General features: G+C 63.2%; 23 protein-coding genes. 14 read left to right on the forward strand and 9 right to left on the reverse strand.

Annotation, left to right across the window (positions count from 1 at the left end):
- The first annotated feature begins 73 nt into the window (after positions 1-73).
- From FHW96_RS08820 to FHW96_RS08830, 3 genes are read left to right on the forward strand one after another with little or no spacing between them, the layout of a single operon-like run.
- Complete coding sequence (locus FHW96_RS08820) at positions 74-238, forward strand: hypothetical protein (RefSeq protein ID WP_172340181.1); 165 nt, start codon at positions 74-76, stop codon at positions 236-238.
- Entirely contained in the window at positions 231-1,616 is a 1,386-nt protein-coding gene (locus FHW96_RS08825; protein WP_172340182.1) for a DUF5935 domain-containing protein, read from the forward strand. The genes FHW96_RS08820 and FHW96_RS08825 overlap by 8 nt, the downstream gene beginning before the upstream one ends.
- A 25-nt stretch (positions 1,617-1,641) precedes the next feature.
- Positions 1,642-2,754, forward strand: coding sequence for an acyltransferase (locus FHW96_RS08830; protein WP_172340183.1), 1,113 nt, complete (start codon positions 1,642-1,644; stop codon positions 2,752-2,754).
- On the opposite strand, the gene FHW96_RS08835 is transcribed toward FHW96_RS08830, so the two are convergent.
- Positions 2,743-3,705 (reverse strand): FkbM family methyltransferase, encoded by a 963-nt coding sequence (locus FHW96_RS08835; RefSeq protein WP_172340184.1) that lies wholly within the window; start codon positions 3,703-3,705, stop codon positions 2,743-2,745. The two genes, FHW96_RS08830 and FHW96_RS08835, sit on opposite strands and share 12 nt — an antisense overlap.
- A gap of 130 nt (positions 3,706-3,835) precedes the next feature.
- Entirely contained in the window at positions 3,836-5,062 is a 1,227-nt protein-coding gene (locus tag FHW96_RS08840; RefSeq protein ID WP_172340185.1) for a polyhydroxyalkanoate depolymerase, read from the reverse strand.
- Between the two features lie 200 nt (positions 5,063-5,262).
- On the opposite strand from FHW96_RS08840, the gene FHW96_RS08845 reads away from it, so the two are divergent.
- The 9 genes from FHW96_RS08845 (at position 5,263) to FHW96_RS08885 (ending at position 14,465) form a co-directional block, all read left to right on the forward strand.
- Positions 5,263-7,125: an ABC transporter transmembrane domain-containing protein gene (locus FHW96_RS08845; RefSeq protein ID WP_172340186.1), complete on the forward strand. Its 1,863-nt coding sequence runs from the start codon at positions 5,263-5,265 to the stop codon at positions 7,123-7,125.
- Positions 7,126-7,157: 32 nt separating this feature from the next.
- A complete protein-coding gene (locus FHW96_RS08850; protein WP_172340187.1) occupies positions 7,158-7,973 on the forward strand; it encodes an undecaprenyl-diphosphate phosphatase in 816 nt (271 codons plus the stop codon).
- A 67-nt stretch (positions 7,974-8,040) separates the two neighbouring features.
- The gene (locus tag FHW96_RS08855; protein ID WP_172340188.1) at positions 8,041-8,319 is read left to right on the forward strand and encodes a hypothetical protein; all 279 of its coding nucleotides are present in this window, start codon (positions 8,041-8,043) and stop codon (positions 8,317-8,319) included.
- Between the two features lie 159 nt (positions 8,320-8,478).
- Positions 8,479-8,646 (forward strand): 50S ribosomal protein L33, encoded by a 168-nt coding sequence (gene rpmG / locus FHW96_RS08860; RefSeq protein ID WP_168603399.1) that lies wholly within the window; start codon positions 8,479-8,481, stop codon positions 8,644-8,646.
- A 106-nt stretch (positions 8,647-8,752) separates the two neighbouring features.
- On the forward strand, positions 8,753-9,412 hold the full coding sequence (locus tag FHW96_RS08865) for an outer-membrane lipoprotein carrier protein LolA (RefSeq protein ID WP_253950828.1): 660 nt from the start codon (positions 8,753-8,755) through the stop codon (positions 9,410-9,412).
- A gap of 282 nt (positions 9,413-9,694) precedes the next feature.
- Positions 9,695-10,483: an exodeoxyribonuclease III gene (locus tag FHW96_RS08870; RefSeq protein ID WP_172340190.1), complete on the forward strand. Its 789-nt coding sequence runs from the start codon at positions 9,695-9,697 to the stop codon at positions 10,481-10,483.
- A complete protein-coding gene (ribA, locus tag FHW96_RS08875; RefSeq protein ID WP_172340191.1) occupies positions 10,483-11,532 on the forward strand; it encodes a GTP cyclohydrolase II in 1,050 nt (349 codons plus the stop codon). The genes FHW96_RS08870 and ribA overlap by 1 nt, the downstream gene beginning before the upstream one ends.
- Before the next feature lie 96 nt (positions 11,533-11,628).
- Positions 11,629-12,144, forward strand: a complete 516-nt coding sequence (locus tag FHW96_RS08880; protein ID WP_172340192.1) for a (2Fe-2S)-binding protein — start codon at positions 11,629-11,631, stop codon at positions 12,142-12,144.
- Positions 12,145-12,146: 2 nt separating this feature from the next.
- Positions 12,147-14,465, forward strand: a complete 2,319-nt coding sequence (locus FHW96_RS08885) for a molybdopterin cofactor-binding domain-containing protein (protein ID WP_172340193.1) — start codon at positions 12,147-12,149, stop codon at positions 14,463-14,465.
- 14 nt (positions 14,466-14,479) lie between these two features.
- Here the strand turns inward: FHW96_RS08885 and FHW96_RS08890 are convergent, their stop codons facing one another.
- The 7 genes from FHW96_RS08890 to FHW96_RS08920 form a co-directional block, all read right to left on the reverse strand.
- Positions 14,480-15,379, reverse strand: coding sequence for a LysR family transcriptional regulator (locus tag FHW96_RS08890; protein WP_172340194.1), 900 nt, complete (start codon positions 15,377-15,379; stop codon positions 14,480-14,482).
- Positions 15,369-16,589, reverse strand: a complete 1,221-nt coding sequence (locus tag FHW96_RS08895; RefSeq protein ID WP_371815674.1) for a multidrug effflux MFS transporter — start codon at positions 16,587-16,589, stop codon at positions 15,369-15,371. The genes FHW96_RS08890 and FHW96_RS08895 overlap by 11 nt, the downstream gene beginning before the upstream one ends.
- Positions 16,586-17,581: an aldo/keto reductase gene (locus FHW96_RS08900; RefSeq protein ID WP_172340195.1), complete on the reverse strand. Its 996-nt coding sequence runs from the start codon at positions 17,579-17,581 to the stop codon at positions 16,586-16,588. Before FHW96_RS08900 ends, FHW96_RS08895 begins: the two co-directional genes overlap by 4 nt.
- A gap of 143 nt (positions 17,582-17,724) precedes the next feature.
- A complete protein-coding gene (locus FHW96_RS08905) occupies positions 17,725-18,777 on the reverse strand; it encodes a sugar phosphate isomerase/epimerase (protein WP_172340196.1) in 1,053 nt (350 codons plus the stop codon).
- Positions 18,778-18,789: 12 nt separating this feature from the next.
- Positions 18,790-19,905 carry a Gfo/Idh/MocA family protein gene (locus FHW96_RS08910; RefSeq protein ID WP_172340197.1) on the reverse strand — a complete coding sequence of 372 codons (1,116 nt, stop codon included), beginning with the start codon at positions 19,903-19,905 and terminating at the stop codon, positions 18,790-18,792.
- A 137-nt stretch (positions 19,906-20,042) separates the two neighbouring features.
- Positions 20,043-21,005 carry a sugar phosphate isomerase/epimerase gene (locus FHW96_RS08915; RefSeq protein WP_172340198.1) on the reverse strand — a complete coding sequence of 321 codons (963 nt, stop codon included), beginning with the start codon at positions 21,003-21,005 and terminating at the stop codon, positions 20,043-20,045.
- Positions 21,005-22,240 (reverse strand): MFS transporter, encoded by a 1,236-nt coding sequence (locus FHW96_RS08920; protein ID WP_256432814.1) that lies wholly within the window; start codon positions 22,238-22,240, stop codon positions 21,005-21,007. The genes FHW96_RS08915 and FHW96_RS08920 overlap by 1 nt, the downstream gene beginning before the upstream one ends.
- 92 nt (positions 22,241-22,332) lie before the next feature.
- Here FHW96_RS08920 and FHW96_RS08925 point away from each other — a divergent pair, with 92 nt between their 5' ends.
- Together FHW96_RS08925 and FHW96_RS08930 are read left to right on the forward strand one after the other, a co-directional pair.
- Positions 22,333-22,875 (forward strand): gluconate 2-dehydrogenase subunit 3 family protein, encoded by a 543-nt coding sequence (locus FHW96_RS08925; protein WP_172340200.1) that lies wholly within the window; start codon positions 22,333-22,335, stop codon positions 22,873-22,875.
- Between the two features lie 22 nt (positions 22,876-22,897).
- Positions 22,898-24,583, forward strand: coding sequence for a GMC oxidoreductase (locus FHW96_RS08930; protein WP_172340201.1), 1,686 nt, complete (start codon positions 22,898-22,900; stop codon positions 24,581-24,583).
- The last annotated feature ends 1 nt before the right edge of the window (position 24,584 follow it).

A 24,584-nucleotide genomic window follows, 5' to 3' on the forward strand; every position in this document is an offset into this window, starting at 1 on the left:
TAAGGCCTCGACGCCGCCGATTCTTGGCTGGATCCATGAAGGGCGAAGTAAAGGCAAAGAGGGCATCTCTTCGATGATTGACTATTTCTCGATCGCCTTGACTCATGGACTGCTGGTGCTGGTCTGTCTGCGCCTGTTGATGCGCGCCGATCTCGACCGTGACCCCGCGCCTGAGGAAGAAGTGCCATTGGAAGCCGAGCCCGAGAAGAAGGCCAAGTGGAGGGTGCGCCGTGCTTGATCTTTTCCTCACCGGCTTTGTTGGCCTGATCCTGCTGATGGGGCTGCGCCGCCCGTTTATCTGGGTGCTGGCGTTTCTCTATGTCGATATCGTCGCGCCGCAAAAGATCTCCTATGCGCTGCTCACCAATGTCCAGCTCTCGCTGGTGGTGTTCTTTCTTGCGGTGGTCGGCTGGCTGTTTTTCGACAACAAGCAGGGCGCGCGGGTCAGCGGCCGTCAGGTGTTGATGCTGCTTTTGCTGATCTATTGCTATTTCACCACGCAATCGGCCGATTTCCCCGTCGAGGCGGCGGATAAATGGTCGTGGGTGTGGAAATCTCTGGTCTGGGCGATGTTCCTGCCGCTGGCGCTGCGCACGCAATTGCGCATCGAGGCGGCCGCGCTGGTTATGGTCCTGTCGGCCGCCGCGCTGATCCTTGATGGTGCGCTCAAGACCATGGCAGGCGGCGGCGGTTACGGCACGCTCAAGCTGTTCATCAACGATAACAATGGCCTGTATGAAGGCTCGACCATTTCCTGCGTGGCGATTGCGATCATTCCGCTGGCGCTCTGGCTGGCCAAGGACGGCACGATCTTTCCCGCCAACAGCCGGACGCGCCTGTTTGCCTACGGGCTGGCCTTTGCGGGCCTGTTGATCCCGATCGGCACCGAGGCGCGCACGGGCCTGCTCTGCGCGGGTCTGCTGGCGGTGCTGATGATGCGGGCGGTGAAATATCGCTGGCTCTATGTCGGCGGTCTGGCGCTGGCGGCCTTGCTGGTTCAGCCTTTGCTGCCCAACAGTTTCTCCAACCGCATGGGCACGATCCAGAACAACCAGTCCGACCAGTCGGCGGCCACGCGCCTTGCGGTGTGGAAATGGACGATAAATTATGCCGCCGAACACCCCTTCGGCGGCGGCTTTGACGCCTTCCGCGGCAACAAGCTGGAAATCGTGACCAGCGAGGACGATGGTTTCGGCAGCAATTCAACCAAGATCATGGATCAGGGGCGCGCCTTCCACTCGGCCTATTTCGAAATGCTGGGCGAGCAGGGCTGGCCGGGTCTGGCGCTGTGGCTGACGCTGCAGATCAGCGGTTTGATCCAGCTTGAGGGCGTGCGCCGCCGGTTGCGCAAGAGCGAGGCTCCGTCTGACCGGCGCTATGCCGATCTGGCGCTGGCGCTTCAGCAGGGGCACTTCGTCTATCTGCTGGGCGCGGCGTTTGTGGGCATTGCCTTCCAGCCCTTCGTTTACATGCTGATCGCGCTTCAGATCGCGCTGGTGCAACAGGTGCGGCGCAAGACTGCGCCCGTGGCTGTGGTCCATCGTCAGATGCAGGTGCCGGGCAAAATGACGGCAGGCTCACCGACGACTCCCGGCGCCCCGGCCGGCGCCAACTGAACGCCGGAACATGGGGGCGGCGCTGATGGACAGGACGCAGCAGGTCGCCGCCCTGCCCGGCGCGCGGGCGCTTGCGCCCCAGCTTGACGCGCTGACGGGCTTGCGCGGGCTGGCGGCTTGGTATGTCGTGCTGTTCCACACCCGCGTCACGCTGAAGGCCGCGGTGGGACCGATGGCCTATGCCTTGCTCAGCCATGGCTATCTGGCGGTTGATCTGTTCTTCATTCTCTCGGGCTTTGTGCTGTGGCATTCCTGCGCGGAAAATCCGGCCTATCGCGGGGCGCGGGGGATGATGCGCTTCTGGCTGCGGCGGATCGCGCGGATCTGGCCTTTGCATATGGTGCTGCTGGGCGGCTTTGTCGCGCTGGTGGGGCTGCTGGCGGCCACGGGGCGCGATACCAGCTTTTATCGCTGGGGCGAATTGCCGCTTCATGTGTTGCTGATGCAGAACTGGGGCATGACCATCGGGCTGATGTGGAATGAACCGGCATGGTCGATTTCCTGCGAGTGGGCGGCCTATCTGCTGTTTCCCTTTACGGTGATGGCCGCGCCGTGGCGTTATTGGTCTACGCGGGCGCTGGTGGCGCTGGGCTGCGGTTTGCTGGCGGGGCTGTGGGCCTATTTCGCGCTGCATGGCTCGGACGATTATCTGGGATATGAAATCCAGCGCACCGGGCTCATGCGTTGCCTGCTGGAATTCTGGACGGGCAATGTGCTGCGGATACTGTGGGCGCGCTGGCGCGATGTGCCTGATATCTGCACCGGAGCCTGGGCGGCGATGATCGCGCTGCTCGAAGGGGGCGTGGTGCTGCATCTGCCCGAGGCGTCCTATGTGCCGGGCGTCTTTGCTGCGCTAATTCTGGCGCTCTCGCTGGAGGATCGCACGCCTGCGCGGCTGCTGCGTTCAGGCCCGCTGCACTGGCTTGGCGAGATCAGCTATTCGACCTATCTGGCCCACTTCCTGCTGTTTATTGTCTTCAAGATGCTTTTCGTCGGCCCCGATCTGACCGTGGGGCTGGGCAAGCTGGGCCTGTTCCTGATGATCGTGCTGGTGGCCTCGGCGGCGCTCTATCGGCTGGTGGAAAAACCGGCGCAGCATTGGCTGCTGCGCCGGGGAGAAGCGCGTTTAGCGGCCTGACCGGCCCAGCACCAGATCCATGGCCGTGGCAAAGGCCCGCGCATTGTCGGGGTGAACCATCAACAGGTCGCTTTGTTCGCGCGGCAGGCTGTGGACGATTTCCAGCGGCTTGTCCTCGTAATGCAGCGCGTCGAGCCAGTCATAGCTGTTGAACATGCGGATCGGCACATAACCGGCGGCCACGAAACGGTCGAACAGGGCGAGCCATGCGCCATCCTCATCGGGCGTTGCCTCGACGGCCAGCGTCGGGCGGCGGGAAAAGCGGTCGATCTGGTCGAGGAACTGATTGAGCACCGGCACTTCGGCGCCCTCGATGTCGATCTTGATGAACGAGCAATCCGCGCATTCGCTGGCGCTCAGCACCTGATCGAGCGGCATGGCCCGCACCTTGGCCCCGCCGGTGCGATGCGCGCCGGGCAGCAGGCTGGTCATGCCGATGTTGCTCTGCGGCCCTTCGTAAATGGTCAGCTCGCCCGCCTGCGCAGCGACGGCGCATCCGCGCACATCGACATTGGTGGCCCCGTTGCGCGCGCTGTTGGCCCGCCCATATTCGGCCAGACGCGGCAGCGCCTCTATCGCGATCACCCGCCCGTCGGGCCCGGCCAACTGACTGAACATCAACGTATAATAGCCGATGTTCGCGCCAATATCGACGATCACTGTCCCCGGTTCGATCAGATGTTTCATCAGCGCCGTCATATGCGGCTCCCACAGGCCGAAATGCAGGATGCTGGCCTGAATGAGATCGCCCGCCTCGCAATCGAAACTGGCGCCAAACACGGTGGTGGCGCGGCTGCGGGGAAAGAAGCGATTGTACACGCGTTTGTAAAAACGCAGCAAGGTGCGCTCGCCCCAAGGCACGCTGGCAATGGCTTTGAGCACAAGGCCCGGATTGGGTTTTAATTCATTCGCGGCGATGCTGGTGCCGCCCATTGCCAAGGAAACAGCCACGTCACTCTCCTGTTATTAGGTGAGGACGTGGCTATCATGGGGGTATTTACTGGTGTAGACTCGTTAACCATCCCGCATTTTTACTGTGCCGAATCGTAACACGGGCCTTTTTACTTGGAATGGTGTTAAATCAACGCGATGCGTGCGCGGCCATCCATTCCTCAACCACCGGGGCAATTCTTCCGCGCCATTTGCTGCCGTTGAAGATGCCGTAATGGCCCACGCTTTCGGCCAGCAGATAGCGCTTGTTCGCCTCAGGCAGGTTATGCGCCAGCGTCAGCGCGGCGCGGGTCTGGCCGATGCCGGAAATATCGTCGCGCTCGCCTTCCACCGCCAGCAGCGCCGTATCGGTGATCGCGCCCAGATCAATCGGCTTGCCGCGATGGACAAATTCGCCCTTGGGCAGCGAATGTTTCTGGAACACATGCTCGATGGTCTGGAGATAGAAATCCGAGGTCATGTCGCAGACGCTGCGATATTCCTCGTAAAAGCCCTTGGTCGAATCCGCGCTGTCGTCATCGCCTTCGACCAGATGCTTGAACATCTGCCAGTGGCTCATCATGTGCGAATGCAGGTTCATGCTGATGAAGCCCGCGAGTTGCAGGAAGCCGGGATAGACCTTGCGCCCGGCGCCGGGGTAATGCAGCGGAACCTGGGCGATCACATGATGCTCGAACCAGCTGAGCGGCCGGGTAACGGCCACGTCATTGACGCTGGTGGGCGCCTCGCGCGTGTCCACCGGTCCGCCCATCAAGGTCAGGCTCAGCGGACGGCAGGGGTGCTTGTTGGCGCCCATGATTGCCGTTGCCGCATAGGCGGGCACCGAGGGCTGACACACGGCCAGCATATGCGTGTTCGGGCCGATGAATTCGAGATAGCCGATCAGATAGTCGATATAATCATCCAGATCGAAGCGCCCGGCCTCCATCGGCACCATCTTGGCGTCGGCCCAGTCGGTGATGTAAACCACCGCGCGTTCCATCATCCGCGCCACTGTCCCGCGCAGCAGCGTGGCATAGTGGCCGCTCATCGGCGCGACGATCAGCAATTTGGGCGCATCGGCGGGCAGGCCGTCGTGGCTGAAGCGCAGCAGATTGCCGAAAGGGCGGTGCTGGACGATGGCTTCGGTCACGCCATGCGAGACGCCATCGACCGTCACGGTTTCAATGTCGAACGTGGGTTTGCCCCGCGGCATGGCAGCGTGAGAAAAAACATCCAAAGCCGAGGCCATCACCTGTCCCAGACCCAGCGCCGCCATCGGATTGGCCGGATTCGTCAACGTTTCGGCCATGACCGATGCCCAGGCGCTGGCGCCTGAAAGAAGGCTGCGTTGCATTTCATAAGCGTTGTATAACATCAACTTATCCTTTGCGCGGCGTCATAGAGGGGGAATACGCCAACGTCTTGTTGTCATACATATCGCCATATTCCTTCAATGTTGCAATCCGACCATGGCTTAGTATTCAGTAGTCGGAGCAATATGACGGCCTCATCTTGCTAACCATTCTTTGCTTGCCCGGTTCCAAACCGCCTAAAAATCCTATAGGGCGCTGGCCCATGTCTGCGAGCCAAGCTGAAGCCCCCGTTTCCCCCGCCCCCATGGCATCTGGCGCGCCAGATGGCGCTTCTGGCGAGGAGGCCGTTTCCCCCAAGCCGTCGAAGGATCTGGGGCCGCTGCGCATGGTGTGGCGCGCGGCGGTGGCCTATCCGGGGCGGCTGGCGATGGCGGGGGCGGCACTGATCGTCACCTCGGCCACTACGGCCAGCGTGCCTTGGGGTTTCCGGCAGGTGGTGGACAAGGGCTTTTCGCGCGGCAGCGATCCGGCGACCATCGACCGCTGGTTCGAAACCCTGCTGGCCATGGTGGTGGTGCTGGCCATCGGCACAGCGGTGCGCTTCTTCAATGTCTCGTGGCTGGGCGAGCGCGTGGTGGCCGATGTCCGCCTTGCGGTTCAGCGCAATTTGCTGCGTCAGCCCCCCAGCTTCTTTGAGGAAAACAGCCCCAAGGAAATTTCCAGCCGCATGACCGCCGACACGGCGCTCATCGAACAGGTGGTGGGCACGACGGTTTCGGTGGCGCTGCGCAATGCGATCACGGCGATTGTCGGCATTGCGATCCTCTTCTTCCTCGCGCCCAAGCTGACCGGGATGCTGGTGATCGCCATTCCGGTGGTGGTGGGGCCGATTGTGTGGTTCGGGCGGCGTCTGCGCCGCGAATCGCGATCCAGTCAGGACCGCATCGCCGACATCGGCGCGATGGTGACCGAGGTGCTGGGCGCCGCCCGCATCGTGCAGGCGTTTAACCAGGAGACACGCGAGAGCGACCGTTTCTCCGCCGCCGTCGAGCGCAGCTTTGGGACGGCGCTGCGCCGGATCAAGATCCGCTCGACCATGACCAGCGTGGTGACGCTTTTGGTGCTGGGTTCGCTGGTGCTGCTGATGTGGCGCGGGGCGGCGGGCGTGGCCAGCGGCGAGATTTCGGGCGGGATCATCGCCCAATTCGTGCTGACCGGCGCGCTGGTGGCCGGGGCCTTCGGTTCGCTCACCGAGGTTTACGGCGATCTGGTGCGGGCCGCCGGTGCGGCAAGCCGTCTGTCCGAATTGCTCAATGAACGGCCCGCGATTGCGCCGCCCGCCAAGCCGATTGCTCTGCCCAGCCCGGCGCGCGGCCAGATCAGCTTTGAGAACGTGACCTTCCGCTATCCCTCGCGGCCCGAAGTGGCGGCACTGGCCAATTTCGACCTGAAGGTCGAGCCGGGCGAGACGGTGGCGATCGTCGGCCCTTCGGGGGCAGGCAAATCGACGATTTTTCAGCTGGCCGAGCGATTCTATGATCCGCAGGGCGGGGCGATCAAACTGGACGGCGTGCCTCTGACGGGCGCGGATCCGGCCGAGATCCGCCAGCGCATGGCCCTTGTGCCGCAGGAGGGCGTGCTGTTTGCCGCCAGCGCGCGCGACAATCTGCGTTACGGCAATTGGGGCGCGTCGGATGAGGCGATCTGGGAGGCGGCCCGTGCGGCCAATGCCGAAACCTTCCTGCGCGAATTGCCTGAAGGTTTGGACACATTCCTTGGCGAAAACGGCGCGCGCCTGTCAGGCGGCCAGCGTCAGCGCATAGCGATTGCCCGCGCGGTGTTGCGCGATGCGCCGATCCTGTTGCTGGACGAGGCAACATCCGCGCTGGACGCCGAAAGCGAGCGTCTGGTGCAGGATGCGCTCGACCATCTGATGCAGGGCCGCACCACGCTGGTCATTGCCCATCGCCTTGCCACCGTGCGTCAGGCCGACCGCATCGTGGTGATGGAGGGCGGGCGCATCGTCGAGCTGGGCCGCCACGAGGAATTGACCCAGGCGGGCGGACTTTATGCCCGCCTTGCAAGTTTGCAATTTGACGAACGCGCCTTTGCAGGCGAAGCGTGATCTTCCTCTCCCGCCAAAATTAAGGACAATTCATGCCCTTGCTAGTCACCGCCATCCTGCTCGGCATTGTCGAAGGTCTGACGGAATTCCTGCCGGTTTCTTCCACAGGCCACCTGATCCTTGCCGCCAAGCTGTTCGGCTATGACGATGCGCAATGGTCGGTGTTCAACATCGTGATCCAGTTGGGCGCGATTCTGGCGGTGGTGGTGCTGTATTGGCGCACGTTCTGGGCGGTGGGTCTGGGGCTGATTCGCGGCGAAAAGACCGCGATCCAGTTTGTCATCAACCTGCTGGTGGCGTTTATTCCCGCCGTGGTGCTGGGGCTGATCTTTAAAAAGAAGATCGACATTCTGCTTGAAAGCCCGCTGGTGGTGGCATGGGCGCTGGTGGTGGGCGGCGTGGCGATCATCGCCATCGAACGTTTTGCCAAGGGCGGCGATTATGTCGGCATCGGTCAATTGCCGGTGTCCAAGTGCTTTGGCGTGGGGTTGATGCAATGTCTGGCCATGGTGCCGGGGGTGTCGCGTTCGGGCGCGACGATCATGGGCGCGCTGTGCATGGGCATCAACCGTTCGACGGCGGCCGAATTCAGCTTCTTCCTTGCCATCCCCACCATGCTGGGCGCGACCGTGCTGCAATTGGCCAGCCATCGCCATGAACTGGCGGCGGGCACCTCGGCTGTGGGCTTCAGCGAGATCGCGGTGGGCTTTGTGGTGTCCTTTGTGGTGGCGCTGGCCGTCATCAAGGGCTTTGTCACCTATATCAGCCGCCGTGGCTTCACGCCTTTTGCGATCTATCGCATCATTGCGGGCGCGGTGGCGATCTATGCGTTGAGCCATGTGGGGTGATTTGCCAAAAAGACGGATAAGTGTTTCAGCAGGTTTGTAGTATCCTGAGCCGGAAAGGATTCGCGCGATGACCCTGCTTGCCCTTTTGCTTATCGGTGCTGTTGTCGGCCTGTTGACCGGAGCCTTGCTGCGCCGCGTGGGTTTGATCACCCGGCTGGCCGATATGGGTTTTGGCCTGATTGGGGCCTTTGTGGTGGGGGCTATGGGCTCCGGTGCGCTGTTGCAGGGGCTCGACCCCACCTATGCCGCCTTTGCCGCCGCAGGGGCCGCAGGGCTGGTTGTGCTGATTCATGTCGCCTCGGCGCTGCTTCGGCCCGTTCACGCCAAATATTACAAGCGCCGATAGGCAAGTCGCGCTTGACTCTGCGCCCCGGCTAAAGCATGGGGCCACCCTCTTGTTGGGCGGCGCATAAGGTGCCGCTTGGCTCATGTGAATTTTGCCCTGGTTGGCGCGCCGCTGTTTCAGCGATGCAAGGACCGGGTCTGGAATAATTAGGAAAGTGTCATGGCAAAGCCCGCAACCGTCAAGATCCGTCTGGTTTCCAGCGCCAACACCGGCTTCTTCTATGTGACCAAGAAGAACCCGCGCAACACCACGGAAAAGTTCAGCTTCCGCAAGTATGATCCCGTTGCCCGCAAGCACGTGGAATTCAAGGAAGCCAAGATCAAGTAAGATTCGAGCAACATAAGATTCACGGGCGGTTCAAGCCAGCCTCGCTATAAGTGCGGGTATGAACAAAGCTCAGATCTTATCGAATCACTTGGCGCCGCGTCGCAAGATGCTGCGCCTGGCCATGGGGCTGCTGGTTGCGGGACCGGCGGCCCTTTCGCTTGTGGCCCCAACCCCCGTGATGGCCAATGCAGGCGGGGCCGGCGGCTCGGCCGCACATGCTTCGACTCAGGTCGATCAGGCCGTTGCCGCCCTGCGCGGGATCGAGACGCTGCGCGCCAATTTCGTGCAGCGGTCCGATTCCACCGGCCAGCAGGTGAGCGGTGTGCTGAGCCTGAAGCGGCCTGGCAAGATCCGCTTTCAATATCAGCGCGGCTATCCGGTGCTGATCATTTCGGATGGCAAGGCGCTGACCATTGTCGATTCGGAGGTCAAGCAGACCCAGCGCTGGCCGATCGGCAAGAGCCCGATGGGCGCGCTGCTGAACCCGGCCAAGGACGTGGCGCAATATGGCACGCTGCTGCCCAGCCTCGACCCCAATGTCACCAATATCCGCGTAACTGATCGGGGCCACCCCGAATATGGCGTGATGACGCTCAGCTTTGCCCATAAGGCCGGCGCGCCGGGGGGGCTGGAACTGGTGGGCTGGCAGACCATGGACGCGCAGAATCGGCGGACCACGATTATCCTTTCGGGTCACCAATATGGCGTGGATCTGGGCGACGATCTTTTCAAATATCTCGACATCCGGCCCAATTTCCGCCGTTGATACGCTTAAATTTCACACTTGTGACAATCTGCGACAATGCTGGCGATCTCGTTCATAGGGCAGCAAGGCAAGCAGGCCTATACCGGTTTTCGACAAGACGGACGAGCCGGTGGGTTTTCCCCCCTGTTGCCCACCCCTCTCAATGAGATCCGCCTGTCAGCGTGACGAACGCACACACGGACCCTCGCTCCCCATGCCCCCGGGGAGCGAGGGTTTTCTTTTTACCAAATATGAAAATTCGGCACTGCCCCTTTTGCGCATGATGTTCTAAAGCCCTGCGCCATGATCTCTATCGCTACATGGAACATCAACTCGGTGCGGCTGCGTATGCCGCTGGTCGAACGCTATCTGAAGGAGCATGGGCCTGATGTTCTGTGCCTTCAGGAAATCAAGACGGTGGCGGAACTGTTTCCAGCCCAAGCCTTTGCCGATCTGGGCTATACCTATCAGGCGGTGCATGGGCAGAAGGGCTATCACGGCGTGGCGACGGTGTCCCGCATCCCCTTTACCGAGGTGTCGCGCCACGACTGGCAGGCCAATGGCGAGGCACGCCATGTCGGCGTTCGGTTGAGCGACAGCGGCGTGGTTGTCGAGAATGTCTATATCCCGGCGGGCGGCGACGAGCCGGACCGCACGATCAACCCCAAGTTCGGCCAGAAGCTCGATTTCCTTGAACGCATGACGCAATGGGCCGGGGCGGTCAAAGACCCCACGATCATCCTTGGCGATTTCAACATCGCCCCGCTGGAAAGCGATGTGTGGAGCCACAAGGCGCTGCTGAAAGTGGTCAGCCATACGCCGATCGAGGTTGAGACGCTGGCCCGTTTTCAGGCTGCGCATGATTTCGTCGATATCGGCCGCCAGTTGATCGCCGCGCCCGAACGCTATTATTCCTGGTGGTCGTACCGCGCCAAGGACTGGCGCGTGAATGACAAGGGGCGCCGCCTCGATCACATCTGGGGCTCGCCCAGTGTGGCGGCGCAGGCCCGCGCGCATCGCGTGTTCGAGGACGCCCGCGACTGGACGCAATGCTCTGACCACGTGCCGCTGATTACCGAGTTCGATCTGTAATGAGCGCGACGCGGCGGGTTGCGCGGGCGCTGGATGCGCTGCGCCATGGCTGGGCGGTGCGGGTGGGGCCTTGGGTGCTGCTGCCGGCCGAAACCGGCTTTGGGGCCGGGGTGGCCTCGGGTCACATGCTGATTTCCGCCGCGCGGGCGACCACGCTCAAACTGGCCAACCAGCGCGATGCGGCAGAGCCGGAAAGCCCGGTGCTGATTCGCGGGGCTGAAGGGTTTGACCTCTCGCTGGCCCGCGCGATGGGCGATCCCGCGCTCGATCTGGCCAATCCGCTCAAAGGCCCGTTTTTGGCGCAGCCGATTGCCGATCATGACAGCGCGGTGGCTGCGATGGAACTGGCGCGGCTGGCCGGTGTCCTGCCCGCCTTCCTCGTCGATCCCAGTGGGGTGGAGGAGGCGCAGGAGGTTTCCGCCGCCGATCTGGAGGACTGGAAAGACCCGCGCCACCTGAGCATCGCCTCGCGCGCGCGCTTGCCCGTCTCGGTGTGCGAGAGCGCCGAGATCGTCGCCTTCCGCGCGCTGGATGATCTGCGCGAGCATGTCGCCCTCGTACTGGGGCGGCAGAGCGCGGACCGGGTGCCTTTGGTGCGGCTGCATTCCGAATGCCTGACGGGCGATGTGCTGGGCAGCTTGAAATGCGATTGCGGGCCGCAACTGGACGCCGCGCTGGCCGCTATGGCGGATGAGGCGAATGATGGCGGCTGGGGCGTGCTGCTCTATCTGCGTCAGGAAGGGCGGGGCATCGGCCTTGTCAACAAGCTGCGCGCCTATCAGCTTCAGGATCAGGGTTTTGACACGGTGGACGCCAACCAGCGCCTCGGCCTGCCCAATGAGGCGCGCGATTTTCCCGTGGCGGCGCGGATGCTCGAACTCTTGGGCGTGCATGGCATTCGCCTGATGACCAACAATCCGGCCAAGGTGGAAACACTGAAATCGGTGGGCGTGAATGTGATTGAGCGGGTAGCCCATGCCTTGCCCGCCAATCCGCATAATGCGCGCTATCTGGCCACCAAGCGGGACCGGTCCGGCCATTTTCTTTGATGAATTCTCGTCATAGGCTCTATCATCGCACGCTGACTATCGCCGGATTTTGATCGGCGTATGATGCCCGGCAACGAATTGCCGGGAGGATAAGTCATGCCCAAGCTCACCGTGAATGGCGAAAACCGCGAGGTGAAGGCCTCGCCCGATACGCCGCTGCTCTATGTGCTGCGCGGCGAGCTGGACGTGATGACGCCCAAGTTCGGCTGCGGGCTGGCGCAATGCGGGGCCTGCTCGGTGCTGGTCGATGGCGAGGAGGTGCGCGCCTGCATCACGCCGATTTCCGCGCTGGAGGGCAAGGAGGTCACCACCGTCGACGGCCTGCCTGCGCGCTGGAGCAAGCAGAAGGGCCTCGCGCCCAACCCCGACCGGTTGCATCCGGTGCAACAGGCATGGGTCGATGAACAGGTGCCCCAATGCGGCATCTGCCAGTTTGGCATGATGATCAAGGTCACCGAACTGCTCGAACATAACCCCAAGCCCAGCGATGCCGACATCAAGGCGGCGCTGACCACGTCGGGCCCTTCGCCGCATCTGTGCCGCTGTGCGTCCTATGCGGCCATTCTGGACGGCGCGCATCGCGCGGCAAAACTCATGGCAGGGGAGGCGTAATCATGACTCAAGTGATGGAAACCCCCGACCAGTTCGACATTCACGGCGCCTCGCTTTCCCGCCGGGGTTTTATCGGCGCGGGCGGCGTTTTGCTGGTGATGCTGGGCCTGCCTGCCGGCCGAGCGCTGGCTCAGAGCAACTCACTCGACGCCGCCAAACCGGCCAGTTGGATCGAGATCCACGCCGACTCCACCGTGACCATGCGCACCGGCAAATGCGATTTCGGGCAAAGCTCGATCTACACCGCCTATCGCCAGATCGTGGCCGAGGAACTGGGCATGAGCGTCGAGGCGATCACCACGGTGATCGCGGGCGACACCGACCGCACCCCCGATGGCGGCGGCACCTTCGGCCTGCTGCGCAATGCCTCGGTCAATATGCGCAAGGCCGCGGCCTATACGCGCGAGGCGGTGCTGGAACTGGCCGCCCAGCGTTTCGGCGTGCCGCGCAGCGCGCTGACCATTACCAAGGGCGTGATTTCCGGCGGCGGCAAGAGCGCGACCTATGGCGAACTCATCTCCGGCCAGACCCTGCGCCTGACGATCCCGGTCGAAGGCTCGCTGACCGATTTTCGCGGGCTGGTGGTGACGGGCAATCCGCCGATGAAAAGCCCCAAGGATTATACCGAGGTCGGCAAGCCCATTCCCAACCCGATCATCGCGCCCAAGGTTTCGGGCAAAACGCAATGGGTCGGCGATGTGAAGTTGCCGGGCATGCTTCACGCCCGCGTGATCCATCCGGCCACGCTGGGCTCGACGCTGGTGACACCGGGGCGGCTGGACGCGGCGCAGTTTCCGGGGGCCAAGCTGGTTCAGGTCGGCAATCTGCTGGCCGTTGTCTCACCCGACGAATGGCAGGCGGTGATGGCCGCCCAAGCCGTGGCCGCCGAAACGAAATGGAGCGACTGGGCCGCCTTGCCCACCTCCGAAAAACTGGCAGAGCATTTGCGGACCAAGGTGGACTGGAGCATCGTGCCCCCCACCAAGGGCGCGACCAAGGGCGACACCCAAACCCCCGCCGCCAAGCGCCACAGCGGCGCCTATTTCATGCCCTTCCTCAAGCACGCGCCCATCGGCCCCTCGGTCTCGCTGGCCGATGTGCGGCCCGACGGCTCGGTCATGGTCCATACCCATACGCAGAACGCCCAGTTCCTGCGCGCCGCCATCGCCCGAATGCTTTCCACCGGCGAGGACAAGGTGGTGATCCGCACCTATCCGGGGCCGGGCCATTTCGGGCGTTCCAATGGCGGCAATGCGGGGTCTGAGGACGAGGCGGTGCTCTTGTCGCGGGCGCTGGGCGTGCCGGTGCGGGTGCAATGGATGCGCCATGACGATATGGGCTGGTCCACGCAAAGCTCGGCCATGGTGGCCGATCTTGCCATCGGTCTGGGGCCGGACGGGCGGATGCTGACCTATCAGGCCACCCATTCCGGCCCGCCGATGCAGGATGATCGCCCGATCGGCGCTTTGCTGGCCGGATTGCCGACCATTTCCGCGCCCACGCCCGACAATCCCTCGCCGATCCATACGGCCAAGATGGGGATTGCCGACCGCTGGATCTATGGCGCGGTGCCTCATGTTTCCGAGGTCGGGCGCGGCACCTATCAGATTGGCGAGCGCGAATCGCCGCTCAAGGTCGGTCTGCGCGACCATTCGATGCGCACCCCGATCCAGTTCCAGCAGAATTTCCCCCGCGAGGTGGCCATCAGCGAGGCGGCGATGCTGGCGGGCAAGGACGCGCTGCAATTCCGTATAGACCATACCGAGGACCCGCGCGTCCGGGCCGTGCTGGAGCGGCTGCGCGAGGAATCGGGCTGGGACAATCGTGCATCGCCTGCCGCCAAGGCCAAGGGCGCCAAGGTGCTGCGCGGGCGGGGCGTGTCGATGATGCTGCGCGACAATGGCTATTGGGCCTGCGCGGCCTTTATCGCCGTCACCTTCGCCACGGGCGAGGTGAAGGTCGAGCGCATGGTGCTGGTGGCCGATCCGGGCATTGTGGTGAACCCGCTGCAATTGAAGCGTCAGGCGCAGGCCGGGTGCCTGATGGGCATTTCCGAGGCGCTGCATGAAGAGGTCAGCTTTGATACCGGCGCAGTCACCAGCCTCGACTGGTCAACCTATCCGATCCTGACGGCGGCGCAGATGCCCGATCTGAAAGTTGTGATCGCGCCCTATGCCGGGGCCGATGTCTATGGTCAGGGTTCGGAAAGCGCCAATGCGCTGGCCGCGCCCGCGATGGCCGGGGCGTTTCTGGACGCCACCGGGCGGCCTGCACGGCGCATCCCGCTGCGGCCGGACTATGTGAAGGCGATGTTGGCCTAATCCCGATACCGCCCCTAATCCCGATACCGAAGGGCCTCGACCAGCAGGGCGAAAGCCGGCGAGGCCTGACGGCGGCTGGGATAATAGAGGTGGTATCCGGCAAAGGGCGGGCACCAGTCCTCCAGCACCCGCACCAGACTGCCCGATGCCACACTGTCATGCACAATGTCATCCACCGTCATGGCCAGCCCCATGCCCGCCTCGGCGGCCTGCAAGACCATGCTCGATCCGCCAAAGGTCAATTGCCCCTCGACGCGGACATTCATCACCCGGCCCTCTTTTTCAAATTCCCAAGCATAGAGGCCCCCGCTGCTGGCCATGCGCAGGTTGATGCAATTGTGCTGGGCCAGATCCTGCGGGGTCTGGGGGATGGGATGGCGGGCGAAATAGTCGGGCGAACCCACACAGGCCATGCGCAGCGATGGCCCGATGCGCACCGCGATCATGTCGCGCGCAATCGCCTCGCCCAAGCGGATGCCGGCGTCAAAGCGCTCCTCGACAATATCGACAAAGCCATTGTTGATGCTCACCTCGACGTTGATGTCGGGATATTGCGGCAGGATCCGCGTCAGTGCGGGCCAGAGCAGCGTCTTGGCGGCATGTTCGGAGGCGGTGATGCGGATATTGCCCGCAGGCCGCTCGCGCATCTGGGTGATCTCGCCGATCCCGGCGCTGATCTGATCGAGCGCGGGGCCGATTACGGCCACCAGCCGCTCGCCCGCCTCGGTGGGCGAAACCGAGCGCGTGGTGCGCGTCAGCAGGCGCACCCCCATCTTGGCCTCCAGCCGCCGCATCGTGTGGCTCAATGCCGATTGCGACACGCCCAACTTGGCCGCCGCGCGGGTAAAGCTGCGCTCTTCCGACACCACCAGAAAGGCTGCCAGATCGGCCAGATCGGTGCGATCAACCGCCATGCCCGACTTTCCCTTCCCCTTTGCCGTTCAAACCCAGACAGGCATAAGCCGCCATCCCGCCAAAGGCGATGGTCAAGGCCATCGGGCGCGGGGTGCCATCAGCGAAAAAGCTGATGAGGGCCGAGCCGATCATGCCGCTGCCATATTGGGCCGCGCCCATCATGGCCGAAACGGCACCTGCCTGCCGGGGATGCTGGGCCATGGCGCGGGCCATCGAATTGGCCACGATCAGGCCCGAGGCCGCCACAAACACGAAACAGCACAGCGCCAGCGCGACCATCCCGCCCCATCCTGTGGCGGCCACGATGGCCATCGCCAGCCCCGAGGCCGCCGCAAGGCCCACGCCCCAGCGCATCAGCGCCCAGCCGCCATAAAGCGGCAAGAGCCGCACATTGGCCATGTTGGCCGCCATGATGCCCAGAATGCCAAGCCCGAACACCACGCCAAAGGCCTGCGCCGGGACATGGTGATAGGTGATGAAGGCCAGCGGGCTGCCCGCGACATAGGCATAGACGCCCACGTAATAGAAGCCCCCGATCAGCGCGCAGGACAGCACCCGCCGGTCCACCGCCAGACGGCGATAATCGCCAAAGGCCTGTATCAGCCCCCCTTGTGATCGGCGCTCCACCGGCAGCGTTTCCGGGATCGTGGCAAGGCCCAACCCGGTGGTAATGCCCACCGCCACCAGCAGCCAGAAAATCGCCCGCCAGCCCGCCCAGAGCAGGATCTGGCCCCCCAGCAACGGCCCGACCAGCGGGGCAATCGCCATGACTGTAATCAGCGTCGAGAGCATCTGGCCCGATTTTTCCGGGCCATAGAGATCGCGCACCATCGCGCGCGACAGCACCACCCCCGCGCATGCCCCAAGCGCCTGAAGCACGCGCCAGCCAATCACCGCCGCCGCCGACCCGGCCATGGCGCAGCCCGCCGAGCCGATCACGAATAGCACCAGCCCGATGGCAATCGGCCCCTTGCGCCCAAAGCGGTCGCCCGCCGGGCCCCAGAACAATTGCCCGGAGGAAAAGCCCACCAGATAGGCCGCGATGGTCCATTCCATTGCGCCGGGGCCGACATGAAACGCGCGCGCCATCGTCGGCATCGCGGGCAGATAGAAATCGGTCGAGATCGAGGCAAAGCCCATCAGCGCGCAAAGCACGGCCATCAGACGCAGCGGATTCTGGCCTTCCTTGATCCCGACCCTATTGCTCACAGGCCGGTCATCGCTTCGGCCGCCGGGGTATAGCGCGCGCCATGGACCTCGATCCCCGCCAACAGCAGGCCGATCTGGGCCAGATCGGTGGCGGACAGGGTGACATTGGCGGCGCCAAGGTTTTCCTCCAGCCGGTGCAGCTTGGTGGTGCCGGGGATGGGGACGATATAGGGGCGGCGGGCCAGCAGCCATGCCAGCGCGATCTGGGCCGGGGTGGCGCCATGCTGGGCGGCGATGGCCTTCAGGCCGTCGACCAGCGCCAGATTGGCGGCTAATGCATCGGCCTGAAACCGGGGCAGGGTGGCGCGGAAATCGCCCTGCGACACGTCCGAGGTGCTGGTGATCGCGCCGGTCAGGAAGCCCTTGCCCAGCGGCGAATAGGGGACAAGCCCGATGCCCAGCTCATCGCAGGCGTCGAGAATGCCGTTGCTCTCGACCTGTCGGGTCCAGAGCGAATATTCGTTTTGCACCATGGCCACGGGCTGCACCGCATGGGCGCGGCGCAGGGTGGCGGCGGAGGGTTCGCTCATGCCGAAATGCTTGACCTTGCCCTCGGCGATCAGGTCTTTGACCGTTCCGGCCACATCCTCGATGGGCACATTGGGATCGACGCGGTGCTGATAAAACACATCCAGCGCATCGACGCGCAGGCGCCCCAGCGAGGCTTCGGCCACGGCGCGGATGCGGTCGGGGTGGCTGGATGTGCCGCGCATCGCGCCGGTTGCCGGGTCGATGTCGAAACCGAACTTGGTGGCGATCACCACCTTGCCCTTGAAGGGTTCGAGCGCCTCGCCCACGGTTTCCTCATTGGTCCATGGGCCATAGACTTCGGCGGTGTCGAAGAAGGTCACGCCGCGCTCGACCGCCGCGCGGATCATGGCGACGCCATCACCGCGCGAGAGCGTGTTGGCATAGCCGAAATCCAGCCCCATGCAGCCATAGCCAAGGGCGGATACTTGCGGGCCGTTCTGGCCAAGCTGGCGGATTTTCATAAGCCGGTCACTCCGAAAGGGTGGGGTATGACGGAGCCTGTACACCAAACAGCTTATGAGGATTAGTCAGGGGTGGCGGCATGTGGTTATGAACATTGTTCACGAAAGGTGAGGGAGTCTTTCCCACATGCCGCCTTGGAAAATTAAAGCCCCATGATTTTCCGATTGAGCTCGCGATCCTCGCCGCCCGAGGCGAAATCGTCGAAGGCATGTTCGGTGACGGGGATGATGTGCTTGGCGATGAAGGGGGCGCCTTCTGCCGCACCCACTTCGGGGTGCTTGAGCGCGCATTCCCATTCCAGCACGGCCCAGCCGGCATAGTCATATTGGGCCATCTTGGAGAAGATCTGCGTGAAATCGACCTGACCGTCGCCAAGGCTGCGGAAGCGGCCGGGGCGGTTGAGCCAGCTCTGATAGCCGCCATAGACGCCGCTGCGGCCCGACGGGCGGAACTCGGCATCCTTCACATGGAAGCACTTGATGCGTTCGTGATAGATGTCGATAAACTGGACATAATCCAGACATTGCAGCACGAAATGCGAGGGATCATACAGGATGTTGGCGCGAGGGTGGTTGTTCACGCGTTCGAGGAACATCTCGAAGGTCACGCCATCGTGCAGATCCTCGCCCGGATGGAGTTCGAAACCGACATCGACGCCGTTTTCGTCAAACACATCAAGGATCGGCTTCCAACGGCGGGCCAATTCGTCAAACGCATCCTCGACCAGACCGGCAGGGCGCTGGGGCCAGGGATAGACATAGGGCCATGCCAGCGCGCCGGGGAAGGACGCATGGGTGGTCAGGCCCAGGCGCTGCGAAGCCTTGGCGGCAAAGTGCATCTGCTCGACAGCCCATGCCTGACGCGCGGCGGGATTGCCGCGCACATGCTCGGCGGCGAAACCGTCGAATTGTGCGTCATAGGCGGGGTGAACCGCGACCAACTGCCCCTGAAGGTGGGTGGAAAGTTCGGTGATCTCCAGCCCCTTATCGGCCAGCATCCCCTTGATGTCGTCGCAATAGGTCTGGCTCTCGGCCGCTTTGGCCAGATCGAACAGGCGCCCGTCCCAGCTCGGGATCTGGATGCCCTTATAGCCCAGACCCGCCATATAATCGGCAATGGCGGGCAGCGAATTGAACGGCGCGGCATCGCCTGCGAATTGGGCGAGGAAGATGCCGGGGCCTTTGATGGTCTTCATGAAATCGGTTCCTTAAACCGTGAATTTGGTCCAGCCCGCGCCTGCCTGAGACAGGGCCACGGACTGTTCGATCAGCGCCATGCCGCGCAGGCCATCGGCGATGCCGGGGACGAGCGAGCCTTCCTCGCCCCGGATCTGGCGCGCGAAATCGCGATAGAGATTGGCGAAGGCTTCGAGATAGCCTTCGGGGTGGCCGCCGGGGGTACGGCTGGCGCGGACGGCATCGGCGCCAAGGCCGGGGTCGCCCGCCTGCACCAACTCGCTGCGGCCGTCATCGTGATAGATCCAGAGCATGTTCGGATCTTCCTGACGCCAGCGCAGGGCCGCCTTTTCGCCATAGATGCGGATGGTCAGGCCGTTACGCTCGCCCACCGAAATCTGGCTGGCGAGCAAGGCGCCGCGCGCGCCATTGGCAAAGCGCAGCAGGATCTGGCAATCGTCATCGACCCGGCGGCCCGGAACGACCGTGCCCAGATCGGCAAGGATCTCGCTCACCTGAAGGCCGGTGATGAATTCGGCCAGATGGAAGGCATGGACGCCGATGTCCGCCACGCAGCCGCCCACGCCCGAGCGCGCCGGATCGCCGCGCCATTCGGCCTGCTTGCCGGTCTCGGGCTTGGACAGCCAGCCCTGCGGATATTCGACCACAACCTTGCGAATCGCGCCCAGAGCGCCCGCGGCAATGCGCGCGCGCGCCTCGCGCACCAGCGGATAGCCCGAATAGGTGTAGGTCAGCGCAAAGGGCTTGCCCGCCTTTTCCACGATCTCGGCCAGTTCATGGGCCTGTGCCAGAGTGGTTGTCGCGGGCTTGTCGCAGATCACCGCGAAACCAGCCTCCAGCGCGGCCTTGGCGGCGGGCAGGTGCATGTGGTTAGGCGTGGTGATCGCCACGAAATCAATCGGATCGCTGCGCTTGGCTTCTTCGGCCAGCATGGTGGCGATGTCGGCATAGGCGCGCGAGGGATCGATGCGATAGGCCTCGCCCGCCGCGCGCGACTTTTCCGCGCTGGAGCTGAAGGCGCCCGCCACCAGCTCGATCTCGCGGTCCAGCTCCGCCGCTATCCGATGCACCGGGCCGATAAACGCACCCGGACCACCACCGATCATTCCCATCCGCAAGCGGCGCATTTCACTCTCCTTGGAGACAGGCTATCCTGCCTGTCAATAATCAGAATTGCTATTCTGATTTATTCCTCGCCTCGTCCAATCTGTCAAGTCCGACGGCCACGGGCAGGCATGAAGCGCCCGTGGCCGTCATCGACCCGTTAAGCGACGAATTTGGCCAGATAATCGTGGCTGATCTTCATCGAATCGAACCGGTCGCGCGTGAAGGGGGCTTCCTGTTCGACATAGAAATTCTCGACCCCCGATTCCACACAGGCGGGCAGGATCTTGTGCCAGTTGAGCATGCCAAGGCCGACTTCGGCCGGGTCCTGGCTCAGCGCGTAATTGGTCTTGGTCGAGGCCTTGATGTCCTTGAGGTGGACCATCTTGATCCGGCCCTTCAACCGGCGGATTTCGGCCGCCGGGTCCAGCCCGCCTGCCGCCGCCCAGCCCAGATCGAGTTCAAGGAACACCAGTTTGGGGTCCAGTTCGCCCAGCAGCACGTCCCAGCCCGTGGTGCCGCCCTGCGGACGGAATTCCATGTTGTGGTTGTGATAGCCGAGATCGATGCCATAGGGCTTGAGCGCGTGGGCGCGTTCGTTGAGCAACCCGCCCAGACGCTTCCACATGTCCAGACCGCCCGCATCAATCGCGGCAACCAGAGCGGCGCGCATGTCGCCGCCGGGGGCCACTGCGAAATTATCGGGCAGCAAAGGGATCGGCAGAACCGCCTTGCGAATGCCCAGCGTGCCCAGCGCATCGGCGATTTCCTGCGGGCTGCTCATCAGCGTGAGAGAACCGGCGGGCAGGCGCTGAGGCATGCCCATGTGGATCGAGCCAAAGCGGACGCCCGCCGCATCGGCATCGGCCCGCAGGTCCTTGGGAGAGCGGCCATAGAGGCCGGGCAGTTCGAAATCGGTATAGCCGATCGCGGCAAGGCGCTTGAGCGTGCCGCCCAGATCCTTTTGCGCGGCCTCGCCCAGCGCATAGAGCTGGACGCCCAGCGGCTTGTTGATGCGCTTGAACAGCGGCGTGCGCGGGGCGCCAAAGGCTGGAACAGCGGCCGCAAGGCCGGTTGCGCCCATGGCGGCCAACAGGCCACGGCGATTAAGATTGATGGTCATCAGGCGTCCTCCAGAGCCCCGGCCGGTGCGGCCGTTGGCGGGTGAAAAGCAAAGGCCAGAACCAGCGCGCCCAGCGTGGCAAGGCCGGCAGGCACAAGGAACAGCGTGCGGTAATCCACAATCCCGTCAACGCCGGTCAGTCGGGCGACAAGGTTGGGGAACAAGGAGCTGGCCACCATATTGCCGACGCCAAGGATCAGCAGGTTGAACAGGCCCTGCGCGCTCGAACGCACGTCCTTGGGGAAGGCTTCGTCCACGAAGATGTAAACCGTGGCGAAGAAGAAGGCGTAGCAGATGCCGTGCAGCAATTGCACCGCGACGATCGAGGCTACGCTGTCCGACAGGAAGGAGAAGGCGAGGAAGCGCGCGGCGTGGCCCAGAATGCCCACGATCATCGTCTTGCGCCAGCCCAGCTTGCCCAGCACCGTGCCCAGCACCAGCATGGTCAGCACTTCGGCGATCTGGCCCAGCGAGAGGACCACCATCGACAGATTGCCCGCGATGCCCACGCGGTTGGTCAGAAACGCGTCGGCCATCACGAAATAGCCGTTATGCACGACCGAATCGATGAAAGTGACGAAGAACAGCACCGCCACGAAGGGCTTTTTGAGCAGGCCCAGCGCCCGGCGCCATGCCAGCGCATCGACATCATCGCCGCCCTTCTTGGGCGGGGTGTGGGGCAGGGTGAGCGAGAAAGCCGCCAGCACCAGCGAGATCACGCCCGACACGATAAAGATCGAGCGGACTTCTTCCGGCCCCGAATGCGCGCCCAGAATGAACACGAAGGGCCAGGAGGCCATCACCCAGCCCACGGTGCCGCCCGCGCGGACCGTGCCGAAATCCTTGCCTTCCTTCAGGTTGGCAAAGGCGATCGTGTTGGTCACCGACAGGGTGGGCACGTAAACAAGGCTATAGGCCAGATAAAAGGCGAAGAAAGGCATGAAGGCGGTCGAATAGGCCGCGCCCAGCATGCACAGGCCGCCGATCAGATGGCTGGCGGCCAAAAAGCGTTCAGCGGCGAAGTGGCGGTCGGCAAAGTGATTCGAAAAGAAAATGCCCACGACCGAGGCAATGCCCCAGCATGAGCCGACAAGTGCCTGTTGTCCTGCGGAAAAGCCGAGCATCCCCATGTAAGGAAACAATTTCGGCGCCCAAGCCCCCCAGATGGCAAGCTGCAATGCCATCATGATGAAAAGGCTTATTTTTCGGGTCTGCGATGAAGTGGTTGTTGACAAGGCCTCGTCCTCTGTCCCATATTTTTGTAAACGTTGCCAGAACGCAATGGCATCGGTCAAGAATCAAATTTCGGGAAGAGGAGAAGATGAGGATGATCGAACTCGATCGCCGTCACATGCTTGAAGGTCTTGCGGCGCTTATCGGCCTGTCGGCGCTGCCCGCCGATGCCCTTGCGGCTGCTGCGAAAAAGCCTCCTCTGCTGGACGCCCCCACCACCGCGCTGCTGGCCGCCGTCAGCGACACGTTCATTCCGCGCACCGACACGCCCGGCGCTGTTCAGGTCAAGGTGCCCGCCACGGTTGACGCCTTGCTGCGCGACTGGGCCAATCCGGCGCATCGCGCTGCGCATCTGGCCGCGCTCAAGGCCATCGACACGGCCGCCCGCGCCAAGACCGGCAAGCCCTTTGCCCTGCTGACCCCGGCGGCGCGCAAGACGTTCCTGACCGGCTATGATCTGGAGAACTTCTCCAATCCCGATTACTATAAGCTCAAGGACCTGCTGGTCACCGCCTATTACATGAGCGAACCGGGGGCTACGGTCGAATTGCGCTACGAGCATGTGCCCGGCGCGTGGGAGCCTTCGATTCCCCTGACCAAGGATACGCGCGCCTGGGCCGGGCATAACGTCGGCTGATAAGAAATCTTGGGAGAGTAAAATGTTCGACGCCATTGTTATCGGCTCTGGGATGAGCGGCGGGATGGCCGCCAAGGAATTGTGCGAACTGGGCCTGAAGACGCTCGTGCTGGAGCGCGGCCGCAAGATTGAGCATGGCGCGTCCTATAATGACTGGATGCAGCCGTGGGACCTGCCCAATGGCGGGGGCGTGCCTGAGGAAGTGCTGGAAAAGGACTATCCGATCCAGCGCCAGTGCTATGCCGTCAATACCGCGACCCAGCAATATTGGGTCAAGGACAGCCGGCACCCCTATGAAACGCCCGAAAACAAGCCCTTTAGCTGGATTCGCGGTTATCATCTGGGCGGGCGCTCGATCATGTGGGGGCGTCAGACCTATCGCCTGTCCGAAATGGACCTCAGCTCGAACGCGCGCGATGGTCATGGTGTGGACTGGCCTATCCGTTATGCCGATCTGGCGCCGTGGTATGACAAGGTGGAAACCTTCATCGGCGTGTCGGGCGAAAACGATGGTCTGGCCCAATTGCCCGATGGCAAGTTCCTGCCCGTGATGCCGATGACCGATGGCGAAAAGCTGTTCAAGACGGCGGTGGAAAAGAGCTTTGCGGGCCGCAAGGTCATCATGGGGCGCTGCGCCCACCTGACCCAGCCCCAGCCGCACCATATCGAATTGGGCCGCAATCCGTGCCAGTATCGCTCGCTGTGCGAACGCGGCTGCTCGTTCGGCGCTTATCATTCCAGCCTGTCCTCCTCGCTGCCCGCCGCCACGCGGACCGGCAATCTGACGCTGGTGACGGACGCCATCGTGCATTCGATCATCACCGATCCGAAAACCGGCAAGGCCACCGGCGTGCGCGTGATCGATCAGAACACCAAGAAGGCCACGACCTATGAGGCCAAGGTGGTGTTCCTGTGCGCCTCGACCATCGGCAGCGCGCAGGTGCTGCTGCAATCGGCCAATGAAGCCAATCCGCGCGGCCTGGCCAACAGTTCGGATCAGGTGGGCCGCAATCTGATGGACCACGTTTATGGCCCGAGCGTGATGGCGGTGATGGATGGTCCTGAAACCTTCCACCGCGGCCGCCGCCCCAATGGCATCTATATTCCGCGCTATCGCAACCTTGATGGTCAGACCGAGAGCTATCTGCGCGGCTATGGTTATCAAGGCCGGGTGATGCGTCAGGGGTGGCATGGTGTGGCCATGGGCGCGCCGGGCGTGGGCGCCGAGTTGAAGGAACGTATCCGCCATCCGGGCGCATGGATGGTGGGCTTGTCGGGTTTTGGCGAAATGCTGCCCAATCCGGAAAACCGCGTCACGCTGAACGCGACCAAGAAGGATGAATGGGGTCTGCCGCTGCTCAATATCCATTGCGAGCATGGCGAGAATGACAAGGAACTGGGCCGCCGCATTCTGGAGGACGCCAAGGCCATGGTCACGGCCGCAGGCGGTCGCATCATCAAGGAAAGCGGCAAGCTGCACCCGCCGGGCCTTGGCATTCACGAAATGGGCACCGCGCGTATGGGCCACGATCCCAAGACCAGCGTGCTCAACAAGCACAATCAGGCTCATGACGTGCCCAACCTGTTCATCACCGACGGTGCGGCCATGACGTCGAGCGGTTGCCAGAACCCCTCGCTGACCTATATGGCGATGTCGGCTCGGGCGGCCAATTACGCTTCGGAACTTCTGAAAGCGGGCACGATCTGAT

This window comes from Novosphingobium sp. SG751A, from assembly GCF_013149295.1.
In the GTDB taxonomy this organism is placed as follows: Bacteria; Pseudomonadota; Alphaproteobacteria; order Sphingomonadales; family Sphingomonadaceae; genus Novosphingobium.